Origin of the sequence: Teichococcus rhizosphaerae, from assembly GCF_002631185.1 — a bacterium.
Lineage (GTDB): Bacteria > Pseudomonadota > Alphaproteobacteria > Acetobacterales > Acetobacteraceae > Pseudoroseomonas > Pseudoroseomonas rhizosphaerae.
This window is the reverse complement of record NZ_PDNU01000025.1, coordinates 61,935-87,625: the sequence shown is the minus strand read 5'-3', so window position 1 is coordinate 87,625 and position 25,691 is coordinate 61,935. Positions and strand designations below refer to the sequence as shown.

The 25,691-nt window shown below is 71.0% G+C and carries 29 protein-coding genes; 17 read left to right on the top strand and 12 right to left on the bottom strand.

Features of this window, described 5'->3' with window-relative positions:
• Nucleotides 1-142: 142 nt before the first annotated feature.
• From CR162_RS13420 to purQ, 7 genes are all read left to right on the top strand, one after another.
• Nucleotides 143-1,153, top strand: coding sequence for a Bug family tripartite tricarboxylate transporter substrate binding protein (locus CR162_RS13420; protein ID WP_099096033.1), 1,011 nt, complete (start codon nt 143-145; stop codon nt 1,151-1,153).
• Nucleotides 1,154-1,210: 57 nt separating this feature from the next.
• Entirely contained in the window at nt 1,211-3,091 is a 1,881-nt protein-coding gene (locus CR162_RS13415) for an ABC-F family ATP-binding cassette domain-containing protein (protein WP_099096032.1), read from the top strand.
• A 159-nt stretch (nt 3,092-3,250) separates the two neighbouring features.
• The gene (locus CR162_RS13410; protein WP_099096031.1) at nt 3,251-4,234 is read left to right on the top strand and encodes a Bug family tripartite tricarboxylate transporter substrate binding protein; all 984 of its coding nucleotides are present in this window, start codon (nt 3,251-3,253) and stop codon (nt 4,232-4,234) included.
• A gap of 172 nt (nt 4,235-4,406) precedes the next feature.
• Nucleotides 4,407-5,171, top strand: a complete 765-nt coding sequence (purC, locus tag CR162_RS13405) for a phosphoribosylaminoimidazolesuccinocarboxamide synthase (protein WP_099096030.1) — start codon at nt 4,407-4,409, stop codon at nt 5,169-5,171.
• A 35-nt stretch (nt 5,172-5,206) separates the two neighbouring features.
• Complete coding sequence (purS, locus tag CR162_RS13400) at nt 5,207-5,446, top strand: phosphoribosylformylglycinamidine synthase subunit PurS (RefSeq protein ID WP_099096063.1); 240 nt, start codon at nt 5,207-5,209, stop codon at nt 5,444-5,446.
• A 34-nt stretch (nt 5,447-5,480) separates the two neighbouring features.
• Nucleotides 5,481-5,726 carry a hypothetical protein gene (locus CR162_RS13395; RefSeq protein WP_099096029.1) on the top strand — a complete coding sequence of 82 codons (246 nt, stop codon included), beginning with the start codon at nt 5,481-5,483 and terminating at the stop codon, nt 5,724-5,726.
• A 55-nt stretch (nt 5,727-5,781) separates the two neighbouring features.
• Nucleotides 5,782-6,480 (top strand): phosphoribosylformylglycinamidine synthase subunit PurQ, encoded by a 699-nt coding sequence (gene purQ / locus CR162_RS13390; protein ID WP_099096028.1) that lies wholly within the window; start codon nt 5,782-5,784, stop codon nt 6,478-6,480.
• Nucleotides 6,481-6,553: 73 nt separating this feature from the next.
• Here purQ and CR162_RS13385 read toward each other — a convergent pair whose 3' ends face one another.
• Complete coding sequence (locus CR162_RS13385) at nt 6,554-6,895, bottom strand: hypothetical protein (protein WP_099096027.1); 342 nt, start codon at nt 6,893-6,895, stop codon at nt 6,554-6,556.
• Nucleotides 6,896-7,020: 125 nt separating this feature from the next.
• On the opposite strand from CR162_RS13385, the gene CR162_RS13380 reads away from it, so the two are divergent.
• Together CR162_RS13380 and CR162_RS13375 are read left to right on the top strand one after the other, a co-directional pair.
• The gene (locus CR162_RS13380) at nt 7,021-7,437 is read left to right on the top strand and encodes a pyridoxamine 5'-phosphate oxidase family protein (protein ID WP_099096026.1); all 417 of its coding nucleotides are present in this window, start codon (nt 7,021-7,023) and stop codon (nt 7,435-7,437) included.
• A 65-nt stretch (nt 7,438-7,502) separates the two neighbouring features.
• A complete protein-coding gene (locus CR162_RS13375) occupies nt 7,503-8,555 on the top strand; it encodes an SDR family oxidoreductase (protein WP_099096025.1) in 1,053 nt (350 codons plus the stop codon).
• A gap of 45 nt (nt 8,556-8,600) precedes the next feature.
• On the opposite strand, the gene CR162_RS13370 is transcribed toward CR162_RS13375, so the two are convergent.
• Both CR162_RS13370 and CR162_RS22060 read right to left on the bottom strand, forming a co-directional pair.
• A complete protein-coding gene (locus CR162_RS13370; RefSeq protein ID WP_099096024.1) occupies nt 8,601-9,005 on the bottom strand; it encodes a host attachment family protein in 405 nt (134 codons plus the stop codon).
• A 525-nt stretch (nt 9,006-9,530) separates the two neighbouring features.
• Nucleotides 9,531-10,208, bottom strand: a complete 678-nt coding sequence (locus tag CR162_RS22060; RefSeq protein ID WP_141563155.1) for a DUF2971 domain-containing protein — start codon at nt 10,206-10,208, stop codon at nt 9,531-9,533.
• A gap of 60 nt (nt 10,209-10,268) precedes the next feature.
• On the opposite strand from CR162_RS22060, the gene CR162_RS13365 reads away from it, so the two are divergent.
• From CR162_RS13365 to CR162_RS13340, 6 genes are all read left to right on the top strand, one after another.
• On the top strand, nt 10,269-10,868 hold the full coding sequence (locus CR162_RS13365) for a transposase (protein ID WP_099096023.1): 600 nt from the start codon (nt 10,269-10,271) through the stop codon (nt 10,866-10,868).
• Nucleotides 10,868-13,153, top strand: coding sequence for a phosphoribosylformylglycinamidine synthase subunit PurL (gene purL / locus CR162_RS13360; protein WP_456316216.1), 2,286 nt, complete (start codon nt 10,868-10,870; stop codon nt 13,151-13,153). The genes CR162_RS13365 and purL overlap by 1 nt, the downstream gene beginning before the upstream one ends.
• A 48-nt stretch (nt 13,154-13,201) precedes the next feature.
• Nucleotides 13,202-13,432, top strand: coding sequence for a BolA family protein (locus tag CR162_RS13355; protein ID WP_099096022.1), 231 nt, complete (start codon nt 13,202-13,204; stop codon nt 13,430-13,432).
• Between the two features lie 11 nt (nt 13,433-13,443).
• On the top strand, nt 13,444-13,782 hold the full coding sequence (gene grxD / locus CR162_RS13350) for a Grx4 family monothiol glutaredoxin (RefSeq protein ID WP_099096021.1): 339 nt from the start codon (nt 13,444-13,446) through the stop codon (nt 13,780-13,782).
• A gap of 255 nt (nt 13,783-14,037) precedes the next feature.
• Complete coding sequence (locus tag CR162_RS13345; RefSeq protein WP_099096020.1) at nt 14,038-14,838, top strand: hypothetical protein; 801 nt, start codon at nt 14,038-14,040, stop codon at nt 14,836-14,838.
• A 165-nt stretch (nt 14,839-15,003) separates the two neighbouring features.
• Nucleotides 15,004-15,921 carry a LysR family transcriptional regulator gene (locus tag CR162_RS13340; RefSeq protein ID WP_099096019.1) on the top strand — a complete coding sequence of 306 codons (918 nt, stop codon included), beginning with the start codon at nt 15,004-15,006 and terminating at the stop codon, nt 15,919-15,921.
• A gap of 96 nt (nt 15,922-16,017) precedes the next feature.
• Here the strand turns inward: CR162_RS13340 and CR162_RS13335 are convergent, their stop codons facing one another.
• From CR162_RS13335 to rpsD, 4 genes are all read right to left on the bottom strand, one after another.
• The gene (locus tag CR162_RS13335) at nt 16,018-16,347 is read right to left on the bottom strand and encodes a glycosyl transferase family 39 (RefSeq protein WP_099096018.1); all 330 of its coding nucleotides are present in this window, start codon (nt 16,345-16,347) and stop codon (nt 16,018-16,020) included.
• Nucleotides 16,348-16,554: 207 nt separating this feature from the next.
• On the bottom strand, nt 16,555-17,895 hold the full coding sequence (locus tag CR162_RS13330) for an MATE family efflux transporter (RefSeq protein ID WP_099096017.1): 1,341 nt from the start codon (nt 17,893-17,895) through the stop codon (nt 16,555-16,557).
• Between the two features lie 93 nt (nt 17,896-17,988).
• Nucleotides 17,989-19,767, bottom strand: a complete 1,779-nt coding sequence (locus tag CR162_RS13325; protein ID WP_176559841.1) for an SLC13 family permease — start codon at nt 19,765-19,767, stop codon at nt 17,989-17,991.
• 178 nt (nt 19,768-19,945) lie between these two features.
• A complete protein-coding gene (gene rpsD / locus CR162_RS13320; protein WP_099096015.1) occupies nt 19,946-20,563 on the bottom strand; it encodes a 30S ribosomal protein S4 in 618 nt (205 codons plus the stop codon).
• 252 nt (nt 20,564-20,815) lie between these two features.
• Between rpsD and CR162_RS13315 the strand changes: the two genes are divergently transcribed.
• Both CR162_RS13315 and CR162_RS13310 read left to right on the top strand, forming a co-directional pair.
• Entirely contained in the window at nt 20,816-21,022 is a 207-nt protein-coding gene (locus CR162_RS13315; RefSeq protein ID WP_099096014.1) for a hypothetical protein, read from the top strand.
• A 347-nt stretch (nt 21,023-21,369) separates the two neighbouring features.
• Nucleotides 21,370-22,251, top strand: a complete 882-nt coding sequence (locus CR162_RS13310) for a hypothetical protein (RefSeq protein ID WP_099096013.1) — start codon at nt 21,370-21,372, stop codon at nt 22,249-22,251.
• A gap of 90 nt (nt 22,252-22,341) precedes the next feature.
• On the opposite strand, the gene CR162_RS22415 is transcribed toward CR162_RS13310, so the two are convergent.
• The 5 genes from CR162_RS22415 to CR162_RS13295 all read right to left on the bottom strand — a co-directional run bounded on the left by CR162_RS22415 (nt 22,342) and on the right by CR162_RS13295 (nt 25,593).
• The gene (locus tag CR162_RS22415) at nt 22,342-23,355 is read right to left on the bottom strand and encodes a TAXI family TRAP transporter solute-binding subunit (RefSeq protein ID WP_176559840.1); all 1,014 of its coding nucleotides are present in this window, start codon (nt 23,353-23,355) and stop codon (nt 22,342-22,344) included.
• Between the two features lie 5 nt (nt 23,356-23,360).
• Nucleotides 23,361-24,344, bottom strand: a complete 984-nt coding sequence (locus tag CR162_RS22410; RefSeq protein ID WP_176559839.1) for a hypothetical protein — start codon at nt 24,342-24,344, stop codon at nt 23,361-23,363.
• Between the two features lie 31 nt (nt 24,345-24,375).
• The gene (locus CR162_RS13300) at nt 24,376-24,699 is read right to left on the bottom strand and encodes a hypothetical protein (RefSeq protein ID WP_141563154.1); all 324 of its coding nucleotides are present in this window, start codon (nt 24,697-24,699) and stop codon (nt 24,376-24,378) included.
• 202 nt (nt 24,700-24,901) lie between these two features.
• A complete protein-coding gene (locus tag CR162_RS22055; RefSeq protein ID WP_141563153.1) occupies nt 24,902-25,117 on the bottom strand; it encodes a hypothetical protein in 216 nt (71 codons plus the stop codon).
• A gap of 170 nt (nt 25,118-25,287) precedes the next feature.
• Nucleotides 25,288-25,593, bottom strand: coding sequence for a hypothetical protein (locus CR162_RS13295; RefSeq protein WP_099096011.1), 306 nt, complete (start codon nt 25,591-25,593; stop codon nt 25,288-25,290).
• Between the last annotated feature and the right edge of the window lie 98 nt (nt 25,594-25,691).

The following is a 25,691-nucleotide window of genomic DNA, read 5'->3' as shown; positions in this document are numbered from 1 at the left end:
CTCCCCGCCTCGCCCGCCCCTTCCCCCTTTCCCTTCCCCGCCGGAGCAGCCTGTGGCCAGCGCCGCCATTCGGCGCCTATGCTCGCCCCCGCAACCAGGGGCCGGCCGATGCAGCCGCCCCGCGCCTTGGGAGAAACCGAGAATGACGCGACGCCCCCTGCTGGCGGCGCTGCTGGGCCTCGCCGCCCTGGCCGCCCCGCTGCTGCCCCGGCCTGCCGCCGCCTACCCCGAAAGGCCGGTCACCCTCGTCACCGGCTACGCCCCCGGCGGCTCCACCGACATCGCCGCCCGCCTGCTGGCCGAGCGGCTCGGCCAGACCCTGGCCCCCGCCGGCGGCGAGATGGCGCGGGTGGTGGTGGAGAACCGGCCGGGCGCCGCGGGCATCGTCGCCAGCGAGTGGCTGCGCCGCCAGCCGGCGGATGGCTACGTCATCATGCTGGTGGAATCCGGCTCGCACGGCATTGCGCCCAATGCCCTGGTCGGCGGCACGCGCTACGACCCGGTGAAGGACTTCACCCACCTCGCCGTGCTGGGCACCGGGCCGCTGGTGGTCATCGCCAGCCCCGCCTTCCCGCCGCGTGACGCGAGGTCGCTGCTCGCCACCCTGCGCGAGGCGCCGCCCGAAAGCATCACCTACGCCTCCTCCGGCGTGGCCACGCCGAACCACCTGACCTCCGAGATGCTGGCGGTGGTGCTGGGCAACCGCTTCGTCCACGTGCCCTACCGCAGCGGCGGGCAGCAGGTGCAGGCCATCCACCAGAACCAGGGCCAGTGGGGCGTGGCGGTGCTCGCCTCGGCGGCGGGGCAGATCCGCGGCGGGCTGGTGCGGCCGCTGGCGCTGACCGGGCTGGAGCGCTTCCCCACCTTCCCCGACATCCCGACCCTGGCCGAGAGCGGCCTGCCGGGCTTCGACCTGCAGACCTGGAACGTCATCCTGGGCCCGCCCGACATGCCGCCCGCCGTGGTGGAGCGGCTGAACCGGGCGATCAACGCCGCCCTCGCCGAGGAGCCCTTCCGCAACCGGCTGATCGAGAGCGGCGTGGCGCCCTGGCGCCGCAGCAACACCCCCGCCGACGCCCGCGCCTTCATGGAGGCGGAGGTGGCCAAGTTCCAGGAGGTGGTGAAGCGCACGGGCGTGAAGCTGGAGCAGTAGCGGCGCCGGCCACAGGCCGCTTCCGCCGGGGGGGGCGGATGCTCTAAACCCCGGCCCATGACCGTCCTCGCCATCCGTGACCTGACCATCCGCATCGCCGGCCGCCCCCTGCTGGAGGGGGCGGAGCTGGCGGTGGACCCCGGCCGCAAGATCGGGCTGGTGGGGCGCAACGGCGCGGGCAAGTCCACCCTGCTGCGCGCCGTCACCGGGCAGCTCCAGCCGGATGGCGGCGAGATCCGCCTCGCCGCCCGCGCGCGCATGACGCATGTGGCGCAGGAGGCGCCGGGCGGCAGCCGGAACCTGCTGGACACGGTGCTGGCCGCCGACACCGAGCGCGCGGCACTCCTCGCCGCGCTGGACACCGAGGCGGACGGCGCGAGGCTCGCCGAGATCCATGAGCGGCTGATCGCCATCCGCGCCGACAGCGCGCCTTCCCGCGCCGCCATCGTGCTGGCGGGCCTGGGCTTCGACGCGCAGGCGCAGGCGCGCCCCGTGGGCGAGTTCTCGGGCGGCTGGCGGATGCGCGTGGCGCTGGCCCAGGCGCTGTTCCTGGAGCCCGACCTCCTGCTGCTCGACGAGCCCACCAACCACCTCGACCTGGAGGCGACGATCTGGCTGGAAGGCTGGCTGTCGCGCTTCTCGGGCGCCGCCATCGTGGTCAGCCACGACCGCGGGCTGTTGCAGCGCTGCGTCGACGCCATCGCCCATCTCGACCGGCAGAAGATCACCCTCTACCCCGGCGGCTTCGACAACTTCGTGCGCATCCGCACCGAGCGCGCGGCGCAGCTCGCGGCCCAGGCGGAGAAGGTGGCGGCGCAGCGCGCCCACATGCAGTCCTTCGTGGACCGCTTCCGCGCCAAGGCCACCAAGGCGCGGCAGGCGCAGAGCCGCCTCAAGGCGCTGGAGAAGCTGCCCGCGATCGAGACGGTGGTGGAGGACGCGCCCACCCGCTTCGCCTTTCCCGAGCCCTCCGAGCTGGCCCCGCCCATCCTCGGCCTCTCGCGCGTCGCCATCGGCTATGACGGGCGGCCGGTCCTGCGCGAGCTGAACCTGCGGCTGGACCAGGAGGACCGGGTGGCGCTGCTCGGCGCCAACGGCAACGGCAAGTCCACCCTGGCCAAGCTGCTGGCCGGGCGGCTCGCGCCGATCTCGGGCGAGGTGCAGCGCGACCGCCGCCTCAAGGTCGGCTACTTCGCGCAGCACCAGGCGGAGGAGCTGGACCTTTCCGGCACGCCGCTTTCCCACATGCAGGACGCCCTCGGCCCCAAGGCCACCGAGACGCAGTGCCGCGCCCAGCTCGCCCGCTTCGGCCTCGACGAGGAGCGCGCCACGACCCGGATCGGCGCCCTGTCGGGCGGCGAGAAGGCGCGGCTGCTGCTGGCGCTCTGCACCCGCGACGCGCCGCACCTGCTGATCCTCGACGAGCCCACCAACCACCTCGACATCGACGCGCGCGACGCGCTGGTGAAGGCGCTGGCCGGCTTCGGCGGCGCCGTGGTGCTGATCACCCACGACCCGGACATGGTGACGCTGGCCGCCGACCGGCTGTGGCTGGTGGCCGATGGCAGCGTGTCCCCCTTCGAGGGCGACCTCGACGACTACCGCGCGCACCTGGCCGAGCGGGCGCGCGCCGCCCGTGCCGGCGGCGCCCCTGCCGATGCCGGCGCCACCCGGCGCGACGAGCGGCGCGAGCGGGCCGAGAGCCGCCAGGCCCTGGCCCCGCTCCGCCAGCGCGTGGCCAAGGTGGAGGCGGAGATGGCGAAGCTCCAGAAGGAGGCCGCGCTCCTGGAGCGCAAGCTCGGCGACCCCGACACCTATGCCCGCTTCAAGGCCGAGGACATCGCCTGGGCCACCCAGCGCCAGGGCGCCATCGCCAAGCAGGTGGCGGCGCTGGAGGAGGAGTGGCTGGAATTGCAGGAGAAGCTGGAGGCGGCCTGAGGGGGCGGCCTGAGGGGGCGGCCTGAGGGAGCGGCCTGAAAGGGCGGCCCGAGCAGGGCGGGGAGGCGGCCTCCCCCTTGGCGGCGGCGCCCCGCCATGGGAAGCAGCGTGCAAGGACGGCCGCAGGGCCGGAGCCATGGAAAAGAGGGAAACGCCGCCATGCAACGCCGCACGCTGCTGCATTCGGGTCTCGCCGCCGCCAGCCTCGCCACCCTGGGCCTCGCCCGGCCTGGGCTGCTCCGCGCCCAGGCCTCGCAGGCGCCGCTGCGCATCATCGTGCCCGCCCCGCCCGGCGGCCCCACCGACATGCTCGCCCGCCTCCTGGCCGAGCGCGCCCAGCCCGCCCTCGGCCGCCCCGTGGTGGTGGACAACCGCGCCGGCGCGGGCGGCATCATCGGCACCGAGGCCGCGGCGCGCAGCGCGCCGGATGGCGACACGCTCGTGCTCGGCCACAACCAGACCCATGCCAGCAACCAGGCGATGATGGCGCGGCTGCCCTACCACGTCTCGGACAGCTTCGCCCCCGTGGCCAAGCTGGCCACCGTGCACCACGCGCTGGTGGTGCCCGCCGGCGCGCCCGACAGGACGCTGGCCGACCTCGTCGCGCGCGGCAAGCGGGGGCGGCTCACCTACGCCTCCTCGCAGGCCGGCTCGGCCAGCCACGTCATCGCCGAGACGCTGGTGCGGCGGGAAGGGCTGGACGCGACCCACGTCCCCTATCGCGGCGCCGCCCCGGCGGCGACCGACACGGTGGCGGGCGTCGTCGATTTCTACGTGGCGACCTTCCCCTCCGTCTCGGCGCTGGTGCGGGAAGGGCGGCTGCGCGCGCTGGAGATCGGCGCGCCGGCGCGGCTGGCGGACTTCCCGGATCTGCCCACGGCGGCGGAGGCCGGCGCGCCCTACCTGGCGGTGGATGCCTGGTTCGGCCTGTTCGCCCCCGCCGGCACGCCGCCCGAGGCGATCGGCCGCATCGCCCGCGCCATGCTGGACGCCCTGGCCGAGGGCGAGGTGGAGGCCCGCCTGAAGACCGCCGGCTTCACCGCCGACCCGCTGCCGCCCGGGCCCTTCGCCGCCTTCCAGCGCCAGGAGATCGCCCGCTGGGCGGAGATGGTGAAGCTGACCGGCGTCACCATGGAGGGCTGAAGCACCGAGGGAAGGCCGAGGCTAGGGGGAGGCGGCGCCCTCCCCCAGCCCCCCCCTGCCGTCATGCGCGCAATGCGGCCAAGGGCGGTGGCGATCCCGCTCCCCCCCTGCTATACCGCCGGCCGCAGACACCGCCGGCCCCCGCTTCGGCGGCGAGAGGGATTCCTGGATCATGGCGCGACGCCGGCAGCTCTATGAAGGCAAGGCGAAGGTCCTGTTCGAGGGGCCGGAGCCCGGCACCCTGGTGCAGTACTTCAAGGACGATGCCACCGCCGGCCACGGGACCAAGAAGGGCATCATCACCGGCAAGGGCGTGCTGAACAACCGCATCAGCGAATACCTGATGACGCGGCTCGGCGAGATCGGCGTGCCGACGCACTTCATCCGCCGCCTGAACATGCGCGAGCAGCTGATCCGCGAGGTCGAGATCATCCCGCTCGAGGTGGTGGTGCGCAACGTCGCGGCCGGCTCGCTGTCCCAGCGCCTCGGGCTGCAGGAAGGCACCCGCCTGCCGCGCTCCATCGTCGAGTACTATTACAAGAACGACGGCCTCCAGAACCCGATGGTCTCCGAGGAGCACATCACCTGCTTCGGCTGGGCCTCGACCCAGGACCTGGACGACATGGTCGCGCTGACGCTGCGCATCAACGACTTCCTGTGCGGCCTGTTCCTCGGCGTCGGCATCGTGCTGGTGGACTTCAAGATCGAGTTCGGCCGGCTCTACGAGAACGACGAGATGCGCATCGTCCTGGCCGACGAGATCAGCCCCGACAATTGCCGGCTGTGGGATTCCAACACCGGCGAGAAGATGGACAAGGACCGCTTCCGCCGCGACCTCGGCAAGGTCGAGGAAGGCTACCAGGAAGTGGCGCGCCGCCTCGGCATACTGCCCGAGGCCGGGCTGCGGGACATGAAGGGCCCGGAGCTGATGCAGTGAGCCGCCCCGCCCCCATCCCTGCCGTGGAGCAGACCATGAAGCTGATCGTCACCGTCATGCCCAAGAACGGCGTGCTCGACCCCCAGGGCAAGGCCATCGAGCACGCGCTCGGCACGCTGGGCTTCGAGGCCGTGGGCGAGGTCCGCACCGGCAAGGTGATCGAGCTGGAGCTGGCCGAGACCGACCCGGCCCGCGCCCGCGCCCAGGCCGAGGAGATGGCCCGCAAGCTGCTGGCCAACACCGTCATCGAGAGCTTCCGGGTGGAGCTGGCCTGAGGGCCCGCCCCGCCCCTCGCCGGAGTTCGCGCGGATGATCAAGGCCTCCCTCTTCATCATGGCCCTGCTCACCGTGCTGATCGGCATGGGGCTGCGCTGGCGGCAGGAACGGCTGGACCCGGTCGCCCGGGCCGAGGCCCGCGCGCGCGACCGCCGGCGCGGCCTGCTCGCCCGCGGCAAGGCCCGCATCGACCTCTGGATCACCGCCGCCGCCATCGCCTCCGCCGCCACCATCCTGCTGATGGGCGGCCTGCACTGGATCCGGGTGTGGCTGCAATGACCCGCCGCCCCTTCCCCCCCGCTCACCTCCTTCCGCGCGCCGAGGCCGTCACGCCATGAACGCCGTCATCCTCCTCTTCCCCGGCACCAACCGCGAACGCGACATGGCCATCGCCCTCCGGAAGGCGACGGGGCGCAAGCCCGCCATCCTGTTCCACCAGGAAACCAGCCTGCCCGCCGGCACCGACCTCGTGGTGCTGCCCGGCGGCTTCAGCCATGGCGACTACCTGCGCTGCGGCGCCATGGCCGCCCGCTCCCCCGTCATGGCGGCGGTGCGGGACTTCGCGGCACGCGGCGGCCATGTCCTCGGCGTCTGCAACGGCTTCCAGATCCTGACGGAGGCGGGGCTGCTGCCGGGCGCGCTGCTGCGCAACGCCTCGCTGCGCTTCCTCTCGATGGACTGCAACCTGCGCGTCGAGACCACGGACAGCCCCTTCACGGCGCGCTGGCGGAAGGGCGAGACCTTCCGCGCCCCCATGGCGCATGGCGACGGCAACTATTTCTGCGACGACGGGACCCTGGCCCGCCTCCAGGCGGAGGACCGCGTGGCCTTCCGCTACGCCGACGCGCAGGGCGAGGCCACGGCCGAGGCCAACCGCAACGGCGCGCGCGACAACATCGCCGGCATCCTCAGCGAGAACCGCCGCATCCTGGGCATGATGCCGCACCCCGAGGACCTGGTGGACCCGCTGATGGGCGGCACGGACGGGCTGCCGCTGTTCGAGAGCATCGCCGGCGCCCTCGCCACCGCCTGAGGAACGCGCCGGCACGGGCTGGAGCGCGGCGGCCGCCGGCCAGGGCCGCGCCCCGCCGCCCCGCCCGGCGCCTTCAGCCCGGGCCTTCCTCTCCCGGCGCTCCCGCCACCTCGAAGGCGGCCACCACATGCGCCAGGTTCACCGTGGCGCGGGGCCGCCCGGCGGGGGCCATCAGCACCGGGCCCGGCGCCACCACCCCTTCCGCCTCCAGCAGCATCTCCACATCCAGCAGCACCTGGCCGCCGGGCGCGAGATGCACCGCCTCGATGCGGCTGATCAGCATGGTCTGCCCGGTGGAGAGCAGCAGGCCGAACTTCCACTCATCCGCCAGCATGCGGCCGGCGAACCATGCCGGCATCACCTCGCCGAGGCGCAGGTCGTTCGGACCGTCAATGGTTGTCCAGCTCTCGTCCATGCACAACCTTAACTTGCGATTTATGGCGGAACAATGCCCTGATCTTGGGCATCTCAAGACATTTTCGCAGCTTCCTGCCCTGATCGGCGTTGTCCCCGCACCACCACCGACCGAGGACATGCCCGATGGGCCAGAAGACCCTGCACGACCTTTCCGAGCGGATGCGGCAGATCGACATCGCCATGCTCGCCACCCACACCGAGGGCGGCGCCATCGCCAGCCGGCCGATGAGCAACAATGGCGACGTCGAGTATGACGGCCGGTCCTACTACTTCTCCTATGGCGATGCCCGCACCGTCAGCGACATCGAGGCCGATCCGAAGGTCACCCTCTCCTTCCAGGGGCCGAAGCGCTTCGCCGTGGCCGTCGAGGGCATGGCCGAGCTGATCCGCGACAAGGGCGCCTTCCGGGAGCACTGGACGCCGGAGCTGGACAAGTGGTTCGACCAGGGCATCGACACGCCCGGCATCGTGCTGATCAAGGTCACCGCCGAGCGCATCCACTACTGGGACGGCACGGAGGAGGGCGAGCTGACCCCCTGAGCCCAGGCCGGCGCCCCGCCGCCCGGCGGGCGCCCCGCCCCACCCCGCCAGACCGGAGCCGCCCCATGACGCGCAACATCCCCGCTTCCCGCCGGGACCTCGTGCGTGGCCTCGCCGCCGGAGGCCTCGCCGCCGGCACCCTGGCCAGCGCCACTCCCGCCGCCGCCCAAACACCTCCCGCCCAAACACCTCCCGTCCAGGCGCCCCCCGCCGCCCAGCCCGCGGCCGCCGGCGCGCCCGTGCTGTCCAACCCGCGGGACCGCTTCCCCAAGCCGCCCTTCCCGGCGCAGTCCCAGCCCTGGCCCGCCCTGCAATCGCGGATGAACCCCGTCCCCGATTGCGGCGAGACCTCCTATCGCGGCTCCGGCCGCCTCGCCGGGCGGCGGGCGCTGATCACCGGCGGCGATTCCGGCATCGGCCGCGCCGCCGCCATCGCCTATGCGCGGGAAGGGGCGGATGTCGCGATCAACTACCTCCCCGCCGAGCAGCCGGACGCCGAGGACGTGGCGCGCCACATCCGCGAGGCCGGCCGCAAGGCGGTGCTGATCCCCGGCGACCTGCGCGACGAGGCGTTCTGCGCCCGGCTGGTGGAGGAGGCCCGCGCCCAGCTCGGCGGGCTCGACATCCTGGTGAGCAACGCCGCCTACCAGCACGCGCAGCAGAAGCTGGCCGACATCACCACCGAGCAGCTCGACCAGACCATGAAGACCAATGTCTACGCCATGTTCTGGCTGACCAGGGCGGCGCTGCCGCACCTGCCGCCGGGCGCGGCCATCATCGTCACCTCCTCGGTGAACGCGGACCGCCCCTCGCAGTTCATCCTCGACTATGCCTGCACCAAGGCGGCCAACGAGGCCTTCGTGAAGGGGCTGGCCAAGCAGGTGATCGAGCAGGGCATCCGGGTGAACGGCGTGGCCCCTGGCCCGTTCTGGACGCCCCTCCAGGTGGGCGGCGGGCAGACGGAGGACGGGCTCAGGAGCTTCGGCTCCACCACGCCGATGGGCCGCCCCGGCCAGCCGGCGGAGCTCGCCTCCACCTATGTCGAGCTGGCCGCCGCCAGCTCCAGCTACATCACCGGCCAGATCTACGGCCAGACGGGCGGCGTAGGCTGGCCCTGAGCCGCGCGGGGTGCGGGCGCCGCCCCGTGGCGGCGCCCCGGCCCCTCACTTCGCCAGGATCGCGGCGATCTCCTCGGCCGTGTGGTTGGTGAGGTCCTTCGCCAGCGTCCCGACCATCGCGGCCTCGACGGTCTTGTGCAGCAGCGGCCGCACCTGGCCCAGCGTTTGCGGGTCCGCCACCAGCACCAGCGCCTCATAGGCCTGGCGCTCCTTCATCTGGAACAGCGCCTGGGCGAGCTGCTTGCCGAAGGTGGCCTCGTCCGTCTGGCGCGGCGTCTGGTCCTCGGGGCGGGCGCCGGCGGGGCCGTCCTCGGCCAGGTTCTTCGGCGTCAGGCGCGACTCCTCGCGCAGCGCAATGGCGCTGCTGTCCTTCCCCGTGTTGCGCAGCAGGATGGCCTGGGCGCCATCGGCGACGACGACCAGCGCGTTGTGCGGAAGGTTGTGGGGCATGTGTGCGACCTTTTCCAAGGATTTGGCCGGGCGCAGTGGCCCGGCGATGGGGGTGCAACGCTGCGGACAGGAAGAAAGTTCGCGTCTCGGGAATCAGACCGAGTCGAGAGATATCTGTGATTTTATTATGGAAAGAGAGAATTTGTTGTCTGTTCCCTTCCGATTAAGCATTCTTACGGTTTGTATTGACTGCGCCAAATCTGCTGTAGGACCAATGACAACTTCGACCAAGGGCATTTTCGAGTAAGGCCTATTTTTATAGTTCAAGGGGCATATTTCAACGTATGGAATAACCCTCTTACCAGAGACACGGAAATCTAGACCGTTAATTTTCGTGAATTCGTTTTCTCGATAAATTACAGGCGGTGCAGATAATGCATAATATATAATCCGCCACTCTCTTTCCTCTGAAAAATATTTACTTTTAAAAGTTAATCCTAATTCCATAGAAAGTCCTGTCAGTATATGACCTAGCTCGAAGCTAAATTGTTCCATTCCAGGCTTGGCATTGTCATCCGATAGCGCCTACAAAAATTTATTTACCCATTCTATTTGATAGTCTTTATCATATATTATTTTTCTGAAAAAAATTTCTTTGGCGGCTTCATCATTTTTATCTATGGAATTTGCTTCGAAAAGATCGCTTTTCTTGAATCCCAAGGCATAACCTGCGCCTGATCCGGCATATGATCGCCACTGGGAAAGCAAATTCCCATCTTCACAAAAACACAAAACAAACACGCCATCTATATCTGAATTCTCAAGCCAGCTATTGTGATAATTAGAAATTTTTTCTAGTAATTTCTTTTTGGTATCATCTATTTCTTGAACTGATTCTTCAAATAAATCTCTTACATAAGAGAACTCTCTTCTGTCGTTTAAGAAATTAACATTTGTTGCCCAAAGTGATTCATTTTTCATTATGCCTATCAGGCCATTAGCGTCAGTGTAATGATACACATTTTTCCCAGAATTATTTTCTTTTTGTTTTGTATTGATGTTATCTTCCTTTGCATTTGTTTCATGCCAGGATACCCATTCTTTGAGTACCCCATAGAAACAAGGAAATTTGTCTTCGTTGGCATATGAGAACCACGGAGCCGCCTGCCGCCTTTTGTGCACATACATCTCCTGCGCATCCAGAGGTTTGAGCCAGATCTGCTTGGTAGTGGCCCACCAAGCAATGGTTTGGCGTGAGAGCAAAGTTTCTCAAGGTCTATGGGAAAATTTGCCTATTCCAAATTTTCCTGTTACGATCCGCGCATGCCCCACCCCGCCCCCACCCCCCGCCGCTCCCCTCCCCTCTTCGCCGGGATCAGCGACCAGGAGTGGCTGGCGCTGCTGCCCTATCTCCTGCACCGCTCCCCCCAGGGCCGCCCCCTGAAGGAACTGCGCAGCCGGATGGAGGGCATCTTCCACATCGCCGCCAGCCACGCCCCCTGGCGGGAACTCCCGGAGAGATTCGGCCATCCGGGTACCGTGGCGCGCCATTTCCGGCGGCTGACCCATGCGGGGCTGTGGCAGCGGCTGTTGGAGGCGCTGGCCGAGGCCGGCCCCCGCCATCCGCTCCAGGGGCTGCGCACCGTCATCTGCCGCGCCTGCCGCCGGGCGCTGCGCATCGCGGGGCCCTCGCTGATGCTGCTGGCGCGGCGGCTGGGCCTCCGCCAGGCCCTGCCCGGCCCGCCCTGGCTGCTGCCGGACCCGGATTTGTCCGAAACCTGCGCCCGGGCCTTCCGCCATCTCGCGCGCCCCGGCGCCCCGCCCGGTGCGCTCGCCGCATCCCTGCCCAGCCTGCGGCGACTGGCGAGAAACGCCGCCGGGCGGCGCCGCATCCCACGCTGCGTACGGCTGGGCTGGGCCTGATGGAACATCCTCTGGACAAGCGCCGCGCGGGTGACGACAAGGCCCCCATGTCCAGCCCCGCCGACCGCCCCACTGGCCGCCCCCTCCCCGAATTGCTGGCCCCCGAGCGCGCCAGCCAGCTCGCCGCCGAATTCGGCCTGAAGCCCGAGGAGCACGAGCGCGCGCTCGCCATCCTCGGCCGCCAGCCCTCCCTCACCGAGCTTGGCATCTTCTCGGTGATGTGGTCCGAGCACTGCTCCTACAAGTCCAGCCGCGTCTGGCTGCGGCAGCTCCCCACCAAGGCGCCCTGGGTCATCCACGGCCCGGGCGAGAATGCCGGCGTCATCGACATCGGCGAGGGGCTGGCCGCCATCTTCAAGATGGAGAGCCACAACCATCCGAGCTTCATCGAGCCCTACCAGGGCGCGGCCACGGGGGTGGGCGGCATCCTGCGGGACGTGTTCACCATGGGCGCGCGCCCCATCGCCAACCTCAACGCGCTGCGCTTCGGCGATCCCTCGCTCCCCAAGACCCGGCAGGTGCTGGACGGCGTGGTGCGCGGCATCGGCGGCTACGGCAACTGCGTGGGCGTGCCCACGGTGGGCGGCGAGGTGAACTTCCACCCCGCCTACAACGGCAACCCGCTGGTCAACGCCATGACGGTCGGCATCGCGCCGAGGGACCGCATCTTCCTCTCGGCGGCGGCCGGCATCGGCAACCCGGTGGTCTATGTCGGCTCCAAGACGGGGCGCGACGGCATCCACGGCGCCACCATGTCCTCGGCCGAGTTCTCGGCGGATTCGGAGGAGAAGCGCCCCACCGTCCAGGTCGGCGACCCCTATGCCGAGAAGCTGCTGATCGAGGCCTGCCTGGAGCTGATGGCGACCGACGTCATCGTGGCCATCCAGGACATGGGCGCGGCCGGCCTCACCTCCTCCTCGGTGGAGATGGCGGGCAAGGGCGGCGTCGGCATCGAGCTGGTGCTGGACGACGTTCCCCAGCGCGAGACCGGCATGTCCGCCTACGAGATGATGCTCTCCGAGTCCCAGGAGCGCATGCTGATGGTGCTCAAGCCGGGGCAGGAGCACGTGGCCGAGGCCATCTTCCGCAAGTGGGAGCTGGACTTCGCAGTGATCGGCCACCTGACCGACACGGGCCGCATCGTCATCCGCCACAAGGGCCGGCTCGAGGCCGACATCCCGCTGGCGCCGCTGGAGAGCGAGGCGCCGCTCTACCACCGCCCCACCGCCGAGACGCCGAGGCAGCCGGTGCTGGACGCGGCCACGGTCGCGGACCCGGCGGGCATCGCGCCCGCGCTGCTGACGCTGGTGGGCTCGCCCGACCTCTGCTCCCGCCGCTGGATCTGGGACCAGTATGACAGCACGGTGGGCGGCCAGACGGTGAAGCGCCCCGGTGCGGCGGACGCCGCCATCGTGCGGCTGGAGGACAGCGCCCGCGCGCTGGCCATGACCACCGACTGCACCCCGCGCTACTGCGCCGCCGACCCGGAGGAAGGCGGCCGCCAAGCGGTGGCCGAGGCGTGGCGCAACATCACCGCGACCGGCGCCCTGCCGCTCGCCATCACCGACAACATGAACTTCGGCAACCCCGAGAAGCCGGAGATCATGGGCCAGTTCGCGGCCGCCGTGCGCGGCATGGCGAGCGCCTGCACCGCGCTCGACTTCCCCGTGGTGAGCGGCAACGTCTCGCTCTACAACGAGACCGAGGGCCGCGGCATCCTGCCCACCCCCGCCATCGGCGCGGTGGGCGTCATCGAGGATGCGGGCAAGGCGGTGGGCTACGCGCTGCGCCCGGGCCAGGAGATCGTGCTGGTGGGCGAGACGCGCGGCTGGCTCGGCCAGTCGCTCTGGCTGCGCGAGATCGCCGGCCGCGAGGAAGGCGCGCCGCCGCCGGTGGACCTCGCCGCCGAGCGCCGCCATGGCGACTTCGTCCGCGCCCGGATTCTGGCGGGCAGCGTGGCCGCCTGCCACGACCTGGCCGATGGCGGGCTGCTGGTGGCGCTGGCCGAGATGGCCATGGAGGGCGGCACCGGCGCCACGCTGGAGGCCGCGCCGGAGGGCATCGCCCCGCACGCCTTCTGGTATGGCGAGGACCAGGGCCGCTACCTGCTCGCCACCACGGACGCCGCCGCGCTGCTGGAGGCCGCGAAGGCCGCCGGCGTGCCGGCCCGGCGCATCGGCCGCGCAGGCGGGGAGGACTTGGTTGTGCCGGGCGCCGACGCCATATCGGTGGCCAGCCTGCGGGCGGCGCATGAGCGCTTCCTGCCCGCCCTGATGGCCCGCTAACCTGTGGCCCGCTGACCTTGCGCAGCCCCGCAAACAAGGAGACCCCGCATGGCGATGCCGGCAGCCGAGATTGAAGCCCTGATCAAGGCGGCCCTGCCGGACGCGCAGGTGACGATCGAGGACCTGGCGGGGGATGGCGACCACTACGCCGCCACCGTGGTGTCCGAGGCGTTCCGCGGCCGCTCCCGCGTGCAGCAGCACCAGCTCGTCTACGCGGCGCTCCAGGGCCGCATGGGCGGCGCGCTGCACGCCCTCGCCCTGCAAACCTCCGCCCCCTGAGGAACACCCCGATGAGCAACCCGACCTTCGACCGCATCCAGGCCGAGATCACCGAGAACCCGGTGGTGCTCTACATGAAGGGCACGCCGGTCTTTCCGCAGTGCGGCTTCTCCGCCCGCGTGGTGCAGATCCTTTCCCATGCCGGCGTGCCCTTCAAGGGCGTGAACGTGCTGGAGGACGCCGAGCTGCGCGAGGGCATCAAGTCCTTCACCAACTGGCCGACCATCCCGCAGCTCTACGTCAAGGGCGAGTTCGTCGGCGGCTGCGACATCGTCATGGAGATGTTCCAGAACGGCGAGCTGACCGCCCTGCTCGACGAGAAGGGCATCCCGCACAGCGCCGCGGCCTGAGGCGGTGCGGCGGGGCCCCTTGCCGCCCCGGCCTGGATGCGAGGCGCCCGCCCCGGCGACGGGGCGGGCGTTCTCATGTCCGGAACCCGCCCTCACCAACCGGCCAACCCGCCGCCATCTCGGGCGTTGCCCCCCCGGACAAAACGCCCCAGGCAAGACGCCCCAGGCAAGACGCCCCAGGCAAGACGCCCGATTTAAGACGCAAGCCCCGGCCGCCCCGGCGCCCTGGGGCGCACACCGCACCGGAAGGCCCGCATGACCCGCGACGACACCCGCACCCTGCTGAACCTGGTGCTGCCCATCCTGCAGCCGCTGGCGGGCGCCATGGCGCCGGTCTTCGGCATCGGCCACACCATGGCCGAGATGTCGGCCCGCAGCCAGACGCCGGTGGTGCCGGCGGGCTATGCCTTCTCCATCTGGGGGGTCATCTTCGCGCTCGGCATCGCCTGGGGCATCTGGCAGCTCCTTCCCTCGGGCGGGCGGGACAGCCTGGCGGCGCGCCGGCTGGGCTGGCCGCTGGCCGCCGCCTTCGCCTGCGCCAACCTCTGGATGGTGGTGGCGGCACTCACCGAGAATGGCTGGCACCTGGTGCTGATCATCCTCGGCATGCTGGCCGCGAGCCTCACCGCCTTCTTTATCAACCGCCGCCTGCCGGCCAATGCCGGGGGCCCGGTCTGGCCGGAGCGCTGGATCATCCGCCCGCTGCTGGGGCTGATGGCGGGCTGGGTCTCGGTCGCCACCTTCGCCAACATCGCGGGCGCCGCGCGGATGAGCGGCGCCATCCAGCCGGACGGCGCGGCCGGCACCCTGGCGGCGGTGCTGATCCTGCTCGCCGTGGGCGGCCTCGTGCTGGCGGTGCTGTGGGCGGCCCATGGCTCGCCCTGGTACGCGGCGGCGGTGGCCTGGGCGCTGGTCGGCATCCTCTACGCCAACACGGCGGAGCGGGAGTTCAACGCCGCCGTGGCGGCGGTGGCGGCCGGGCTGCTGGCGGTGGTGCTGGCCATGGCCTGGCAGCGGGCGCGCTTCGCCCGCACGGGCCCGCTTCACACCCCCTGACCCCACCCTTGCGTGGCGCGCCCCCCCTCCCCGGCGCGGCCGCCTGACGCGGTTCCCTGGCGCGGACGGGGCGCACCCTTCCGGTGGGCGCGGTCCCGGCTCCCGGCCAGCGCCCCGCCGCGCGGTCGCGGGGGAGAGGATGCGGCCCCCCGCCTGGAGAGACGGATGATCGACCCCCTCACCCTCGACCAGCTTCGCGTCCTGGTGGCCGTGGCGGAGACGGGCAGCTTCTCGGCGGCGGCGCGGCGGCTGCGGCGGGTGCAGTCGGCCGTCAGCCAGTCGATCCAGGCGCTCGAGGGCACGCTGCGGCTTTCCCTGTTCGACCGCACCGGCCGCCGCCCCCTGCCCACCGAGGCGGGGCGTGTCATCATCGAGGATGCGCGGCTGATGCTGCGGCAGGCCGAGGTGCTGCGCGCCCGCGCCGACAGCATCGCCGGCGGGCTGGAGCCGGAGCTGACCATCGCCATCAACCCGCTAATGCCGCCCGCCCCCGCCATGGAGGCGCTGAAGGCGCTGCGCCAGGAATTCCCCAACCTGCCGGTGACGCTGCTGACCGAGGGGCTGGGTTCGCCCGAGCGGCATCTGCGCGAGGGCACGGTGCGGCTGGCCATCTACCCGGTGGAGGCGGTGGGGCCGCTGGAGCTGGCGGTGGAGTTCCTGATGAACGTGCCGATGGTTCCGGTGGTGGCCGCCGGCCATCCGCTGGCGCGGGCGGAGGGGCCGCTGGCGCGGGAGCAGCTGGCCCGCCATGTGCAGCTGGTGCTGACCGACGGTGCCCCCAAGAGCAACTGGTCGCGCGGCGTGATCAGCCCGCAGCACTGGCGCTTCGCCGACCTCAACACCCGGCTGGCCTTTCTGCGGGAGGGCTTCGGCTGGTGCTACATGCCGGAGCACATGGTGGCCGCCCTGATCGGCGAGGGATGCCTGAAGCGGCTGCATCTCCTGGAGGAGAGCGGCTTCAACATCCCGCTGCACGTGGTGCATGAGCGCAGCCGCCCGCCGGGCGTCGCGGGGCGGTGGCTGATCAACCGGATGCGGCAGGCCCTGGCGCCGCATGACGCCCCGCCTCCGGGCGCCGCCTGAGCGGCCCGCAAGCGGAAGGGGCACCCCGCCAGCCGGCAGAGCGCCCCTTCCCATCGGAACAGGCGGCGGGCCGGACCCCGGGGTCCGGCCAGGCTGTCAGCCCCGGCGGGGACCGGTGCCGAAGCCGCCGCGGGCGGAGGCGCTGTTGCCCACCAGGCCCGGCACGCCGCTCGAAGCATTGTGGCGCTCGGTGGTGCTCACCGACGTGGCGAGCGGGTTGCCATTGGCCGAGGCGCTCTGGCCGACATTCTCGGGCAGGCCCTGCGCGGCGGCCTGGGTCGTCGCCATGGGGTAGGCGAAGGGGCTGCCGGTGGCGGGCGTGTTGTTGACGCTGTTGTACAGGTCCGCGGCCATCGACAGGCCCGGCGCGGCCACGGTCAGGCCGGCGGCGAGGAACAGAGCGCGGAAGGCGGAAGTGCTACGCATGATCTTTGAACTTTCTTCTTCTTGAGGTTGACGGAACAGCTCGTCCCGCCGTTGAGGCAGGAGATAGGTGCCCCCAATCATCTCCGAAACCGCGGAAGAACTGATCGAACCCATCAGATTTGCCGATACAACGCAGGGCATGGCTGCGCCGTTCCGGCCTGTCGGCGCCATTTCTCCAGGCGCTGTCTCTCCGGGCGGCGCTTCCCCTCAGGCCGTGCCGCGCACCTGCCAGACGCCCCGCCGCACCGAGGCGGCGGTGACGGCGCCATAGGCGGTGATGCCGAGCGCCACGCCCAGGAAATGCCCCTCCATGCCAAGCCCGAGCGGCCCGGCCAGCAGCCAGCCGCCCCCCACCGCCACCGCGATGCGGGAGATCGCCGCCAGCACCGGTCCGGTCATCCGCCCCGCTCCCATGGAGGCGAAGTAGAGCGCCATGCCCAGCCCGAAGCCGCCAAAGGCCGGGCCCGTATAGGACAGGGCGGCGGCGGCCACCGCCACCACGGCCAGATCCCCCGTGAAGGCGCGGGCGAAGCCCTCGGGCCACAGCCCCACCGAAAGCCCCGCCGCGCCCGTCACCAGCAGCGCCATGGCCGCGCCCGCCCAGGCGGTGCGGCGGGCCAGCGCCCATTCGCCCGCGCCGGCGGCGCGCCCGACCAGCGCCGTCAGCGCCGAGCCGACGCCGAAGGCGAGCGGCACGGTCAGGAACTCCAGCCGGGCGGAGATGCCATAGGCGGCCACCGCCACGGGGCCATAGGCGGCGAGCTGCCCCGTCACCAGGATGGTGGTGGCGTTGGCGATGGTGGCCAGCGCGCAGGCCACCAGCCCCACCGACAGGATGCGGTGGAACAGGGTGGCCGAGGGCCGCAGCCGGAGCCGCGGCAGGAAGCCCGCGCCGCCGCGCGCCACCACCGCCGCCATGGCCAGCGCCGCCGCCCAGAACACCATGGCGAAGCCCGCGCCGAGGCCCGCCAGCCCCATGCCCAGTGGCTCGGCCAGCAGCCAGCCCAGCGGCGGATAGGCGCACCAGGCCAGGGCCAGCACCCGCGCCGCCAGCGCGTGCCGCCCGCCGCCGCGCAGCACGGAGGCCAGGGTGTTGGCCAGCCAGACCGGCACCGCCCCCGCGCCGAACAGCCAGGCCGCATAGGGCGCGGCCGCCGCCGCGGCATCGGGGCCGGCGATCGGGGCCAGCACCGCCTGGGGCGAGATGACCAGCAGCCCCGCGAAGAGCAGCCCGCCGCCCAGCGCGATCAGCACCGCGTGCAGCACCAGGTCCGCCGCCTCGGCCGGGCGGTTGCCGCCGAGCGCGCGGGCAATGGCGGACACCACCCCGCCTCCCATGGCGCCGGTGGACATCTGCTGCAGCAGCAGGGCGAAGGGCAGCACCACGGCCCAGCCGGCCAGCGCCGCCGTGCCCTGCCGCGCCGCCAGCCATGTCTCCAGGAGCTGCGCCACCGCCTGCAGCAGCGCGATCAGCGTCGTGGGTGCCGCCAGCGCGGCGATCCGCCGCAGCAATGTCCCCGTGCTCGGCTGCGTCGTCCCTGCGTCCACGGTCGGATTCTCCCTTGCGGCGGGAAGGATGCCGGGAAAAGCCGCGCGGATGAATTCCCCCTGCCGCTTTTTCGCCGCGCTCCCGCCGGGGCTTCAGCCCCAGAAGACGAGGATCAGGGGCGTCCCCACCGCGAGGCAGAGCAGCGCCAGCGGCGTGCCCAGGCGCGGATAGTCCTGGAAGCGGTAGCCGCCCGGCTCCATCACCAGCGTGTTGGACTGGTGGCCGATCGGGCTGAGGAAGGTGCAGGAGGTGCCGATGCACACCGCCATCAGCACCGCGTCCTGCGACAGGCCGGCGGCCTCGGCCAGGCCAAGCGCCAGGGGCGCCATCAGCAGCACGGTGGCGTTGTTCGCCATCACCTCGGAGAGCAGCATGCAGGCCAGCATGAGGCCACCCACCAGCGCCCAGCCCGGCAGGGCGCCCGCCGGCCCGGCCAGGCCCTCCACCAGCAGGGCGATGGTGCCGCTGCGCTCCATCGCCTCGCCCAGCGGGAACAGCGCGCCGAGCAGCATCACCACGGGCCAGTCCACCGCCGCATAGGCCTCGTCCGGCTTCATCACCCGCGCCACGATCATCGCCGCCACCACGCCGGTGAAGGCGATGTGGGCCGGCGCCAGCTCGAACAGCACGGCCAGGATGCCGGCCAGGAACAGCCCGCCCGCCAGCCAGGCATGCTGTGGCCGGCCCAGCGCCACGCTGCGCTCGGCCAGCGGCAGCAGGGAGAGCGCCTGGAAGGCCTCTGCCCGCTTCTCGCGCCGCGCCTGCAACAGCACCACGTCGCCGCTCCGCAGCACGATCTGGTTCATCCGGTCGGCCACGCGCCGCCCCTGGCGGGACACGGCCAGCAGGTTGATGCCGTACTGGCTGCGCAGCCGCAGCGCCGCGGGGGAGCGGCCGATCAGCGGCGAGCCGGGGCGCAGGATCGCCTCCACCGCCTCCAGCTCCTCCGCCACCAGCGCCGTCAGCCCGCCGCGCGCCTTCCCCTCCCCTCCCGCCTCGGTGAGCGAAAGGCCGGCGAGCTCCACAAGGTCGCGCAGCGCGTCGGCGCTGCCTTCCAGCAGCAGCACATCCCCCGCCCGCAGCCGCGCCTCGCCGGGCGGCGCCAGGGTGCGGTTGGGGCCGCGGAACAGCCCCACCACCGTCACATCCCCCTCCGCCATGCTTTCCAGCGCGCGCAGGGGAACGCCGATGGCGGGACTCTTCTCGCCCAGCCGCGCCTCGGCCACGTAGTCGCCCGCATCCACCTCCTGCCGGGCGCCCCGCTTGTCGCCGAGCAGCCGGCTGGCCAGCACCACATAGGCCACCCCCAGCACGGCGATGGGCAGGCCCACCCAGGCGAAGTCGAACAGCGCATAGGCGCCGAGCTCCGTCCGCTCCTGCCGGATGGCCGAGATGATGAGGTTGGGCGGCGTGCCGATCAGCGTCACCAGCCCGCCCAGCACCGAGCCGAAGGCCAGCGGCATCAGGGCGCGGGAAGGGGCGTAGCCCTCGCGGTAGGCGTTGCGCAGCGCCACCGGCATGAACAGCGCCAGAGCGCCCACATTGTTCATGAAGGCCGAGAGGCCGGCGCAAAGGCCGGTCTGCGCCGCCACCTGCAGGCGGGGCCGGCCGCGCATGCCGCCCAGGCGGCGCAGCAGCAGGTCCACCGTGCCCGCCAGCTGCAGGCCCCGGCTGATGGCCAGCACCGCGATCACCGTGGTCACCGCCGGCTCGGCGAAGCCGAGGAACGCCTCCTGCGGCCCCACCTGGCCGGTCAGCACCAGGGCCAGCAGCAGCAGCAGGGCCACCGCGTCGTAGCGCACGGGCTGCAGCACGAATCCCGCCAGCGCCAGCAGCGTCAGGGCGGAGACGATCATCTGGTCGGAGGTCATGCGCGGTTCCGGGCGGCGTGACGGGCATAACCGCACGGCGAGGCGCAAGGTTGCCTGCCCCCCCGCCGCGCGGGGCGGGACCCGCCCGCCCGGGCCGCCAGGCATGAAAAAGGCCGGGGGCGCGAGCGCCTCCGGCCGGAGCAGCCGGCGGGGACCCTGCGGCCCCCGCGGAAACGGATCAGCGCGAGTAGAACTCGATGACCAGGTTCGGCTCCATCTGCACCGGATAGGGCACGTCGGAGAGCTTGGGCGCGCGCAGGAAGCGGCCCTTCATCTGGCGGTGGTCGATCTCGAGGTACTCGGGCACCTCGCGCTCGCCGGACTGGGCGGCGTCGAGCACGGCAACGAGCTGCTTGGACTTCTCCTTGACCTCGATCACGTCATTGTCGCGCACGAGGTAGGAGGGGATGTTCACGCGCTTGCCATTGACCGTGATGTGGCCATGGTTGACGAACTGGCGGGCGGCGAAGGGGGTCACGGCCAGCTTCAGGCGGTAGACCACCGCGTCCAGGCGGCGCTCCAGCAGCTCGATCAGGTTCTCGGAGGTGTCGCCCTTGCGGCGCACGGCCTCCTGGTAATACTTGCGGAACTGCTTCTCGCCGATGTTGCCGTAGTAGCCCTTCAGCTTCTGCTTGGCCATCAGCTGCACGCCGAAGTCGGTCGGCTTCTGCTTGCGGCGCTGACCGTGCTGGCCGGGGCCATACTCGCGCTTGGCGACCGGGGACTTGGCGCGGCCCCACAGGTTGACGCCGAGGCGGCGATTGATCTTGTACTTGCTTTCCGCGCGCTTCGTCATGCGGCGGGCTCCTTGCGTGTTGTGCGTACCGTTCGGGTATCGCTGGTGTCCCGGTAGTCCCAGGGCGGGCATGCCAAGGGCGGGACGCAGGACGGGCCTGCATCCGCTTTCCCGGAAGGGAGCGCGCCTTTAGCCCCGCGCCAGGCGGCTTGTCAAACGCCGCGTGGTCCAGGGGCCGGCGCGGCGCCCGCCCGGGCGCGCATGCCGGAGACGGTTGCCAGGAGGGGGTGCCCCCGCCTACTCCGCATCCTCATGGTGACACGCGCGGAGATCCTGATCCTGGGGCTCAAGGCCGGGGTGACGGGCAGTCTGGTGGGCGGGCTGATGCTGGGCATCGGCCTCGGCCTTGTCGTCAACAACGCGCATGCGGGCTGGGTGCTGGTGCTGCCGGCGGCGCCGGCGGGGGGCCTGCTCGGCTACTGGCTGGCGAAGCGCCTCGCCCGGCAATTGCCGCCCTGACCCATGCCAGGCCGACCGGGCGCCGCGCCAGGCGGCGCCGGCCCGGCCAGCGGCCTGCCGAGCCGCGGCATCACCCGCGCCGCGTGCCGCAACCGGGCCTGGCACCCGCATCCGGCGAGGCGCCGATCCGGCCCTTCCACCACACACCTTTTGTTTGCCGAAGAAAAGAGCCCGAGCAGCCCAGGTCACGCCATATTGTTTCGACCTGACAATATAATCCACAAATCCTGCCTTCCTCCGGAGTCCTGTCCCGCATCGCGGATTCCGATCACAGGGGAGGTTTTTAAGATATGGCGAGAGAACAGTCCTCATCCGCCGCCGTGGCGGATGCCGGCGCCGCATCCCGGATGCGGTTCTTCGAAGATGGCATCACCCTCGACATCGATGCCGAGCTGCGAAAGAAGCACGCCTCCGACATCACCATCCCGGTGTTCCGGTTCGACGCGGACCCCGTCGAGGGCTTCAATGTCGACAAGGACAGCTACTATGTGAGCGGCACCAACAAGCAGGTGCTGGGCTTCTTCCGGGATCTGCTGTCCACCTCGCTGGGCTCGCAGAACGGCGGCGACGTCAGCGGCTTCGAGACCGGCCGCGCGCTGGGCACCAAGGAGATCATCGTCAGCATCGGCGACGACGTCTTCGTCTACGCGCCCGGCAATGCGCGCACCATCAATGTCAGCGCGCGCGACGATGTCTTCGTCTATGCGCCGGGCAACAAGGGCAACGTCATCGCGCGCGGCGACGACGTCTTCATCTTCGCACCCGACAATGACGGGGGGCTGAACGCCTTCGCGCGCTCCGTCGCCGATGCGGCGGCAAAGGCGAAGGGCTCGGCGCCGAACGCCAGCAACATCGTCGGGGCCGCCAAGGCGGAGGCGGAGGCGGACGCCTACACCTTCATCTACGCCAACAACAATGACGGCCGCATCCACGCCTCCGCCGATTCGGACGCATCGGCCAGGGCGGAAGCCGATGTGCTCGCGCAGCGCGGCGACGCCAAGGCGGTGGCCGTGGCGGTGGCGGATGCGGAGGCGAAGATCCTGGTCTACGCGCCAGGCAGCGGCACGGTGACCACCAGCAACGACGCCGATGCCACGGCCAACGCCTTCGCGGTGGCGGAAAGCCGCCAGGCCGACGCCACGGCCCTGACGGACTCGATGGCCATCGCCTCGGCCGAAACCAGCGTCATCCTGCAGGGCGGCGGCTACGACCACTTCTTCTTTGCCTGACCAGGAAGCGCGCCGCCGGACCGGGGCTCTGGCCCCGGCCCGGCGGGACGGTTCGGCAGGACGGCCGCGCGGCAAAGGCGCGCGGAAAGGTCAGCGGGACGGCAGGGTGAAGCGGGTCCAGCCGGGCAGGGTCGCCTCCATGTCGAACTCGCGCCATTTCGGGTGGCGCGGCGGGCGCCGCAGCGCATCGGCATTGGCCAGCAGGCTGCGGGTGAAGCGGGCCAGCCGCACATGCCGCTCGCTGCCCTGCGGCCAGGCATAGACCGCCAGCACCGCGCCGAGGGAGAGCGTCTCCACCGTCTCCACCGTCTCCCCCGCCTCGATCAGGCGCGGATAATCCTCCGGGGACAGGACGGCGCGCTGATAGGTGCTCAGCATCTCGGAGGTGGCGGGCAGCGGCAGGAAGCGCAGCCCCGAGCCCGCCTCGATGCCCGAGAACAGCCGCGCCGGCTTGCCGGCGACATAGATCATGGCCGCGATCTCGCCGCGCCGGAGCTGGTCCAGTGCCACGTCCTGCGGCGCGTGCGCCAGCTCGGCGCCGACATCGAGCATGCCCAGCAGCACCGAGGCCGTCATGGCCGTGCCGCTGCCGCGCACGTCGACATTGACGACCCGGCCGCGCAGCTGGTCGAGCCGGTCGATGCCGGGACCGGCGAGGAGATGGATCTCCTCGTCATACAGCTTGGCGATGTAGTGGATGCGCTGCGCGATGTTCGGGTGGAGGCGCTGGCGCAGGGCGAAGGCCAGCACGTCGGACTGCACGATCGCCATGTCCACGCCGCGCAGATACATCAGGTCGGAGATGTTCTGCAGCGAGCCCTTGCCCAGGATCGGCAGCACGCGGAGCCGGTCGCCATCGTCCAGTTCGGCGGCGAGGTCGGAGGCGACGCGGATATAGGTGCCATCGACGCCGCCGGCGATCAGGCCGAGCACGCCGTTATTGGCGAGATCGACCGGGCTGCGGCGCACCGTCTGGGTGATGGTGGCCCGGCCCGTGCCCTGCGTCCCGCTACCCTGGGCCTGCGCCCCGCGGGCCAGCAGGCCCGCGCCGGCGCAAAGGGCCGCCAGCGCGGCCAGGCCGCGCCGGCCGATCCCGCCAGCCATTCCGCTCACCGCGCGGCCGGTCCGGCGGCGCCGGGCGAGGCCGGCAGGGCGGCGTGATCGGCCTCCGGCGCGAATTGCCGCTGCTCCGCCGCGACGCATTCCGCGAACAGGGCGCGGATGGCGGAGGGGGTGCTGTCGCAGCCGGCGGGGTTGCCATTGGCGCGGCCGAGCACGGCCGAAGGGCGCGCGGGGGGCGGCGAGCGGTCGGCCTGGGCGGGGGTGGGCCGGGCTTCCGCCGGGCGGGTCTCCACCGCGACGGTGCGGAGCCGCGCGGCACGGCGCGGCATCTCCTCCGTCTGCTGCCGCGCCGCCGGCGCCGCGGCGGGGGCACCGCCGCATTCCGGATAGCTGGCGACGTTCAGCCCGGGCACCTCGCAGAAGGCGGGGCGGGGCGCCGCCAGGCTGGCGCCGCGGAAGCCGCCGGGCGCGGGATTGCCATTGACGGGGGGAGCGGGCTGGGCCGGCGGCACCGGCGGCAGCGCGTTGGGGGGCAGGCCGGCGCTGGGCGAGGGGATGAGCTGCGAGGCGGTGGCCGTTTCGGGATTGGAGCCGGGGGTCAGCGCGATGGGCACGCCGCCATCCCTGATGCAGGGGCGGCCGATGCGGGCGGCCGCGACGCGGAAGGATTCGACGCCGCACATGATCTCGCGCGCCAGCGCCTCGTCCTTCAGGGCGGAAACGGTGAGCGCCACGTTGTTGCGGATCTGGCATTCCTCGTCGATCGTGCTGAAGGCACCCGCGACGCCGAAGAGCGGCATGGTGGCGCCCACGGAGACGCCGGTGGCGCAGGGGTTCAGCCCGTAGATGCTGCCGAGGCCGATGGAAGGGGCCTGGTGGTGGTTGCGCGGCAGGCCATAGTTGTAGACGTCGTTGCGCTGGTAGAATTCCTGCCGCTGCACCTCCTGGGCCGCGGCGGGAAGGGAAGCGAGGGCGGCCATGGCCGCCCCCACCCCGAGGAAGACGCAGAAGCGCCGGATCATGCTGTTCATGGTCATGTCTCCTGCGTCCTCCAGGCTTGGATCAGCGGCCGCCCCAGCCGCCGTAGGAATTGGCCTTGGCGAACCCGCCACCATTGGTGGTGGAGCCGATGAAGCCGTTGGAGGTCTTGCCGATCGCGCCGCTCGCCGTGGTGGTCGAGGTGCCGGCGCCGCCACGGCCCGCGAAGGAGCCGGTGCTGGTGAAGGCGCCGGTGGCGCCGGCCGCGAAGCCGAACTTGTTGCTTTCGATGGTGGAGGTGGAGGAGCCGCCCGAGCTGGCCACGGCAGAGCTGCCCGAGGGGCCCCTCGCCAGAACCGGGCTCGAGAGAGCGACCGCCGCAATGGTAGCCAGGAGGATCTTACGCATGTTATGTTTCCTCTGTCCTAGTTCGCGCTTCGCTTGAGCGAAGCTGGGATGGGGCTTTCGCCCCGGCGTAGGCGGCTGGCCGTCAATCGTGACAGCGCCTGGTGGCCAGCCGCCAACCTCTTGCCGCGCCCTGGCCCTGGGCCTGGCGCGGAAGACCGGTATGGAGCCGAGGGCGCGGGCGGGCCGCGCATCGCTCACTCCCTTATGTGCCGGAGATCGTCGTCGCGAAGGCGCTCAGCCCGGCCGCGCTTCCAGCGCCGGGCGCGGCGCTCGCCGCACCGCGCAGCACCAGCACGCTCCAGCCGCCGCCGCCAAGGGCCATCGCGCTTGCCTGGGCGGTGGCGCTCGCCACCCCTTGCCCGGCGCAGGATGACGCAGTGGCGGCGCCGCTGCTGGCCGTGACATCACGACTCCTCATCGCTTCCCTCCTTCGCCCTCCATTCTGGAGGACCGTCCCTTCCGCTCGTGGCGTGCCGCCCTTTCGCTTCGGGGCATTTATATTTTTATACTGAAACGGTATTTCGAGGCGGGTTGGTTGGGAAGTCCAGATTTCCTTTCCGGGATCACAAGAAAGGGATCGTCTTCCGTTCAAAGGAACCCGAGATCCAGCCCCGGCAGGTGCCAGCCAAAGCCCGGCTCCTCCTCCAGCGGCGGCGTGTAGCCGGGGACGTCCGGCGGCATCCCCTCCCCGGCGCCGCCAGCGGAAGCCTCCGCCTCGGCATGCTGGTAGAAGTCACCCCTGTCCGACCCGCCCTCGATCGAAACCGTGGCGGAGGAAAAGGCGAAGCTGCCGCCATCCCCGCTCGCCGAGGCGCTCGCCTCGACGCTGGCCGACTGGTCGGCCGCCCCGCTCGCGTTCCCTTCCGCGAAACTGGCGAGGCTGTGACTGGTCATCCTGACCTCCTCGGGTGTTTCATTTTCATATCGTATCTATATCAGCGGGCCGTCCCTTCCAAATGACATTTTCTTACCTTTTGCCCGCTGCATGGCAC

Bases quoted from the DNA above. Each gene is read 5' to 3' on its own strand.
- CR162_RS13420 (WP_099096033.1), top strand. From the start codon at position 143: ATGACGCGACGCCCCCTGCTGGCGGCGCTGCTGGGCCTCGCCGCCCTG.
- CR162_RS13415 (WP_099096032.1), top strand. From the start codon at position 1,211: ATGACCGTCCTCGCCATCCGTGACCTGACCATCCGCATCGCCGGCCGC.
- CR162_RS13410 (WP_099096031.1), top strand. From the start codon at position 3,251: ATGCAACGCCGCACGCTGCTGCATTCGGGTCTCGCCGCCGCCAGCCTC.
- purC (WP_099096030.1), top strand. From the start codon at position 4,407: ATGGCGCGACGCCGGCAGCTCTATGAAGGCAAGGCGAAGGTCCTGTTC.
- purS (WP_099096063.1), top strand. From the start codon at position 5,207: ATGAAGCTGATCGTCACCGTCATGCCCAAGAACGGCGTGCTCGACCCC.
- CR162_RS13395 (WP_099096029.1), top strand. From the start codon at position 5,481: ATGATCAAGGCCTCCCTCTTCATCATGGCCCTGCTCACCGTGCTGATC.
- purQ (WP_099096028.1), top strand. From the start codon at position 5,782: ATGAACGCCGTCATCCTCCTCTTCCCCGGCACCAACCGCGAACGCGAC.
- CR162_RS13385 (WP_099096027.1), bottom strand. From the start codon at position 6,895: ATGGACGAGAGCTGGACAACCATTGACGGTCCGAACGACCTGCGCCTC.
- CR162_RS13380 (WP_099096026.1), top strand. From the start codon at position 7,021: ATGGGCCAGAAGACCCTGCACGACCTTTCCGAGCGGATGCGGCAGATC.
- CR162_RS13375 (WP_099096025.1), top strand. From the start codon at position 7,503: ATGACGCGCAACATCCCCGCTTCCCGCCGGGACCTCGTGCGTGGCCTC.
- CR162_RS13370 (WP_099096024.1), bottom strand. From the start codon at position 9,005: ATGCCCCACAACCTTCCGCACAACGCGCTGGTCGTCGTCGCCGATGGC.
- CR162_RS13365 (WP_099096023.1), top strand. From the start codon at position 10,269: ATGCCCCACCCCGCCCCCACCCCCCGCCGCTCCCCTCCCCTCTTCGCC.
- purL (WP_456316216.1), top strand. From the start codon at position 10,868: ATGGAACATCCTCTGGACAAGCGCCGCGCGGGTGACGACAAGGCCCCC.
- CR162_RS13355 (WP_099096022.1), top strand. From the start codon at position 13,202: ATGGCGATGCCGGCAGCCGAGATTGAAGCCCTGATCAAGGCGGCCCTG.
- grxD (WP_099096021.1), top strand. From the start codon at position 13,444: ATGAGCAACCCGACCTTCGACCGCATCCAGGCCGAGATCACCGAGAAC.
- CR162_RS13345 (WP_099096020.1), top strand. From the start codon at position 14,038: ATGACCCGCGACGACACCCGCACCCTGCTGAACCTGGTGCTGCCCATC.
- CR162_RS13340 (WP_099096019.1), top strand. From the start codon at position 15,004: ATGATCGACCCCCTCACCCTCGACCAGCTTCGCGTCCTGGTGGCCGTG.
- CR162_RS13335 (WP_099096018.1), bottom strand. From the start codon at position 16,347: ATGCGTAGCACTTCCGCCTTCCGCGCTCTGTTCCTCGCCGCCGGCCTG.
- CR162_RS13325 (WP_176559841.1), bottom strand. From the start codon at position 19,767: ATGACCTCCGACCAGATGATCGTCTCCGCCCTGACGCTGCTGGCGCTG.
- rpsD (WP_099096015.1), bottom strand. From the start codon at position 20,563: ATGACGAAGCGCGCGGAAAGCAAGTACAAGATCAATCGCCGCCTCGGC.
- CR162_RS13315 (WP_099096014.1), top strand. From the start codon at position 20,816: ATGGTGACACGCGCGGAGATCCTGATCCTGGGGCTCAAGGCCGGGGTG.
- CR162_RS13310 (WP_099096013.1), top strand. From the start codon at position 21,370: ATGCGGTTCTTCGAAGATGGCATCACCCTCGACATCGATGCCGAGCTG.
- CR162_RS22415 (WP_176559840.1), bottom strand. From the start codon at position 23,355: ATGGCTGGCGGGATCGGCCGGCGCGGCCTGGCCGCGCTGGCGGCCCTT.
- CR162_RS22410 (WP_176559839.1), bottom strand. From the start codon at position 24,344: ATGAACAGCATGATCCGGCGCTTCTGCGTCTTCCTCGGGGTGGGGGCG.
- CR162_RS13300 (WP_141563154.1), bottom strand. From the start codon at position 24,699: ATGCGTAAGATCCTCCTGGCTACCATTGCGGCGGTCGCTCTCTCGAGC.
- CR162_RS22055 (WP_141563153.1), bottom strand. From the start codon at position 25,117: ATGAGGAGTCGTGATGTCACGGCCAGCAGCGGCGCCGCCACTGCGTCA.
- CR162_RS13295 (WP_099096011.1), bottom strand. From the start codon at position 25,593: ATGACCAGTCACAGCCTCGCCAGTTTCGCGGAAGGGAACGCGAGCGGG.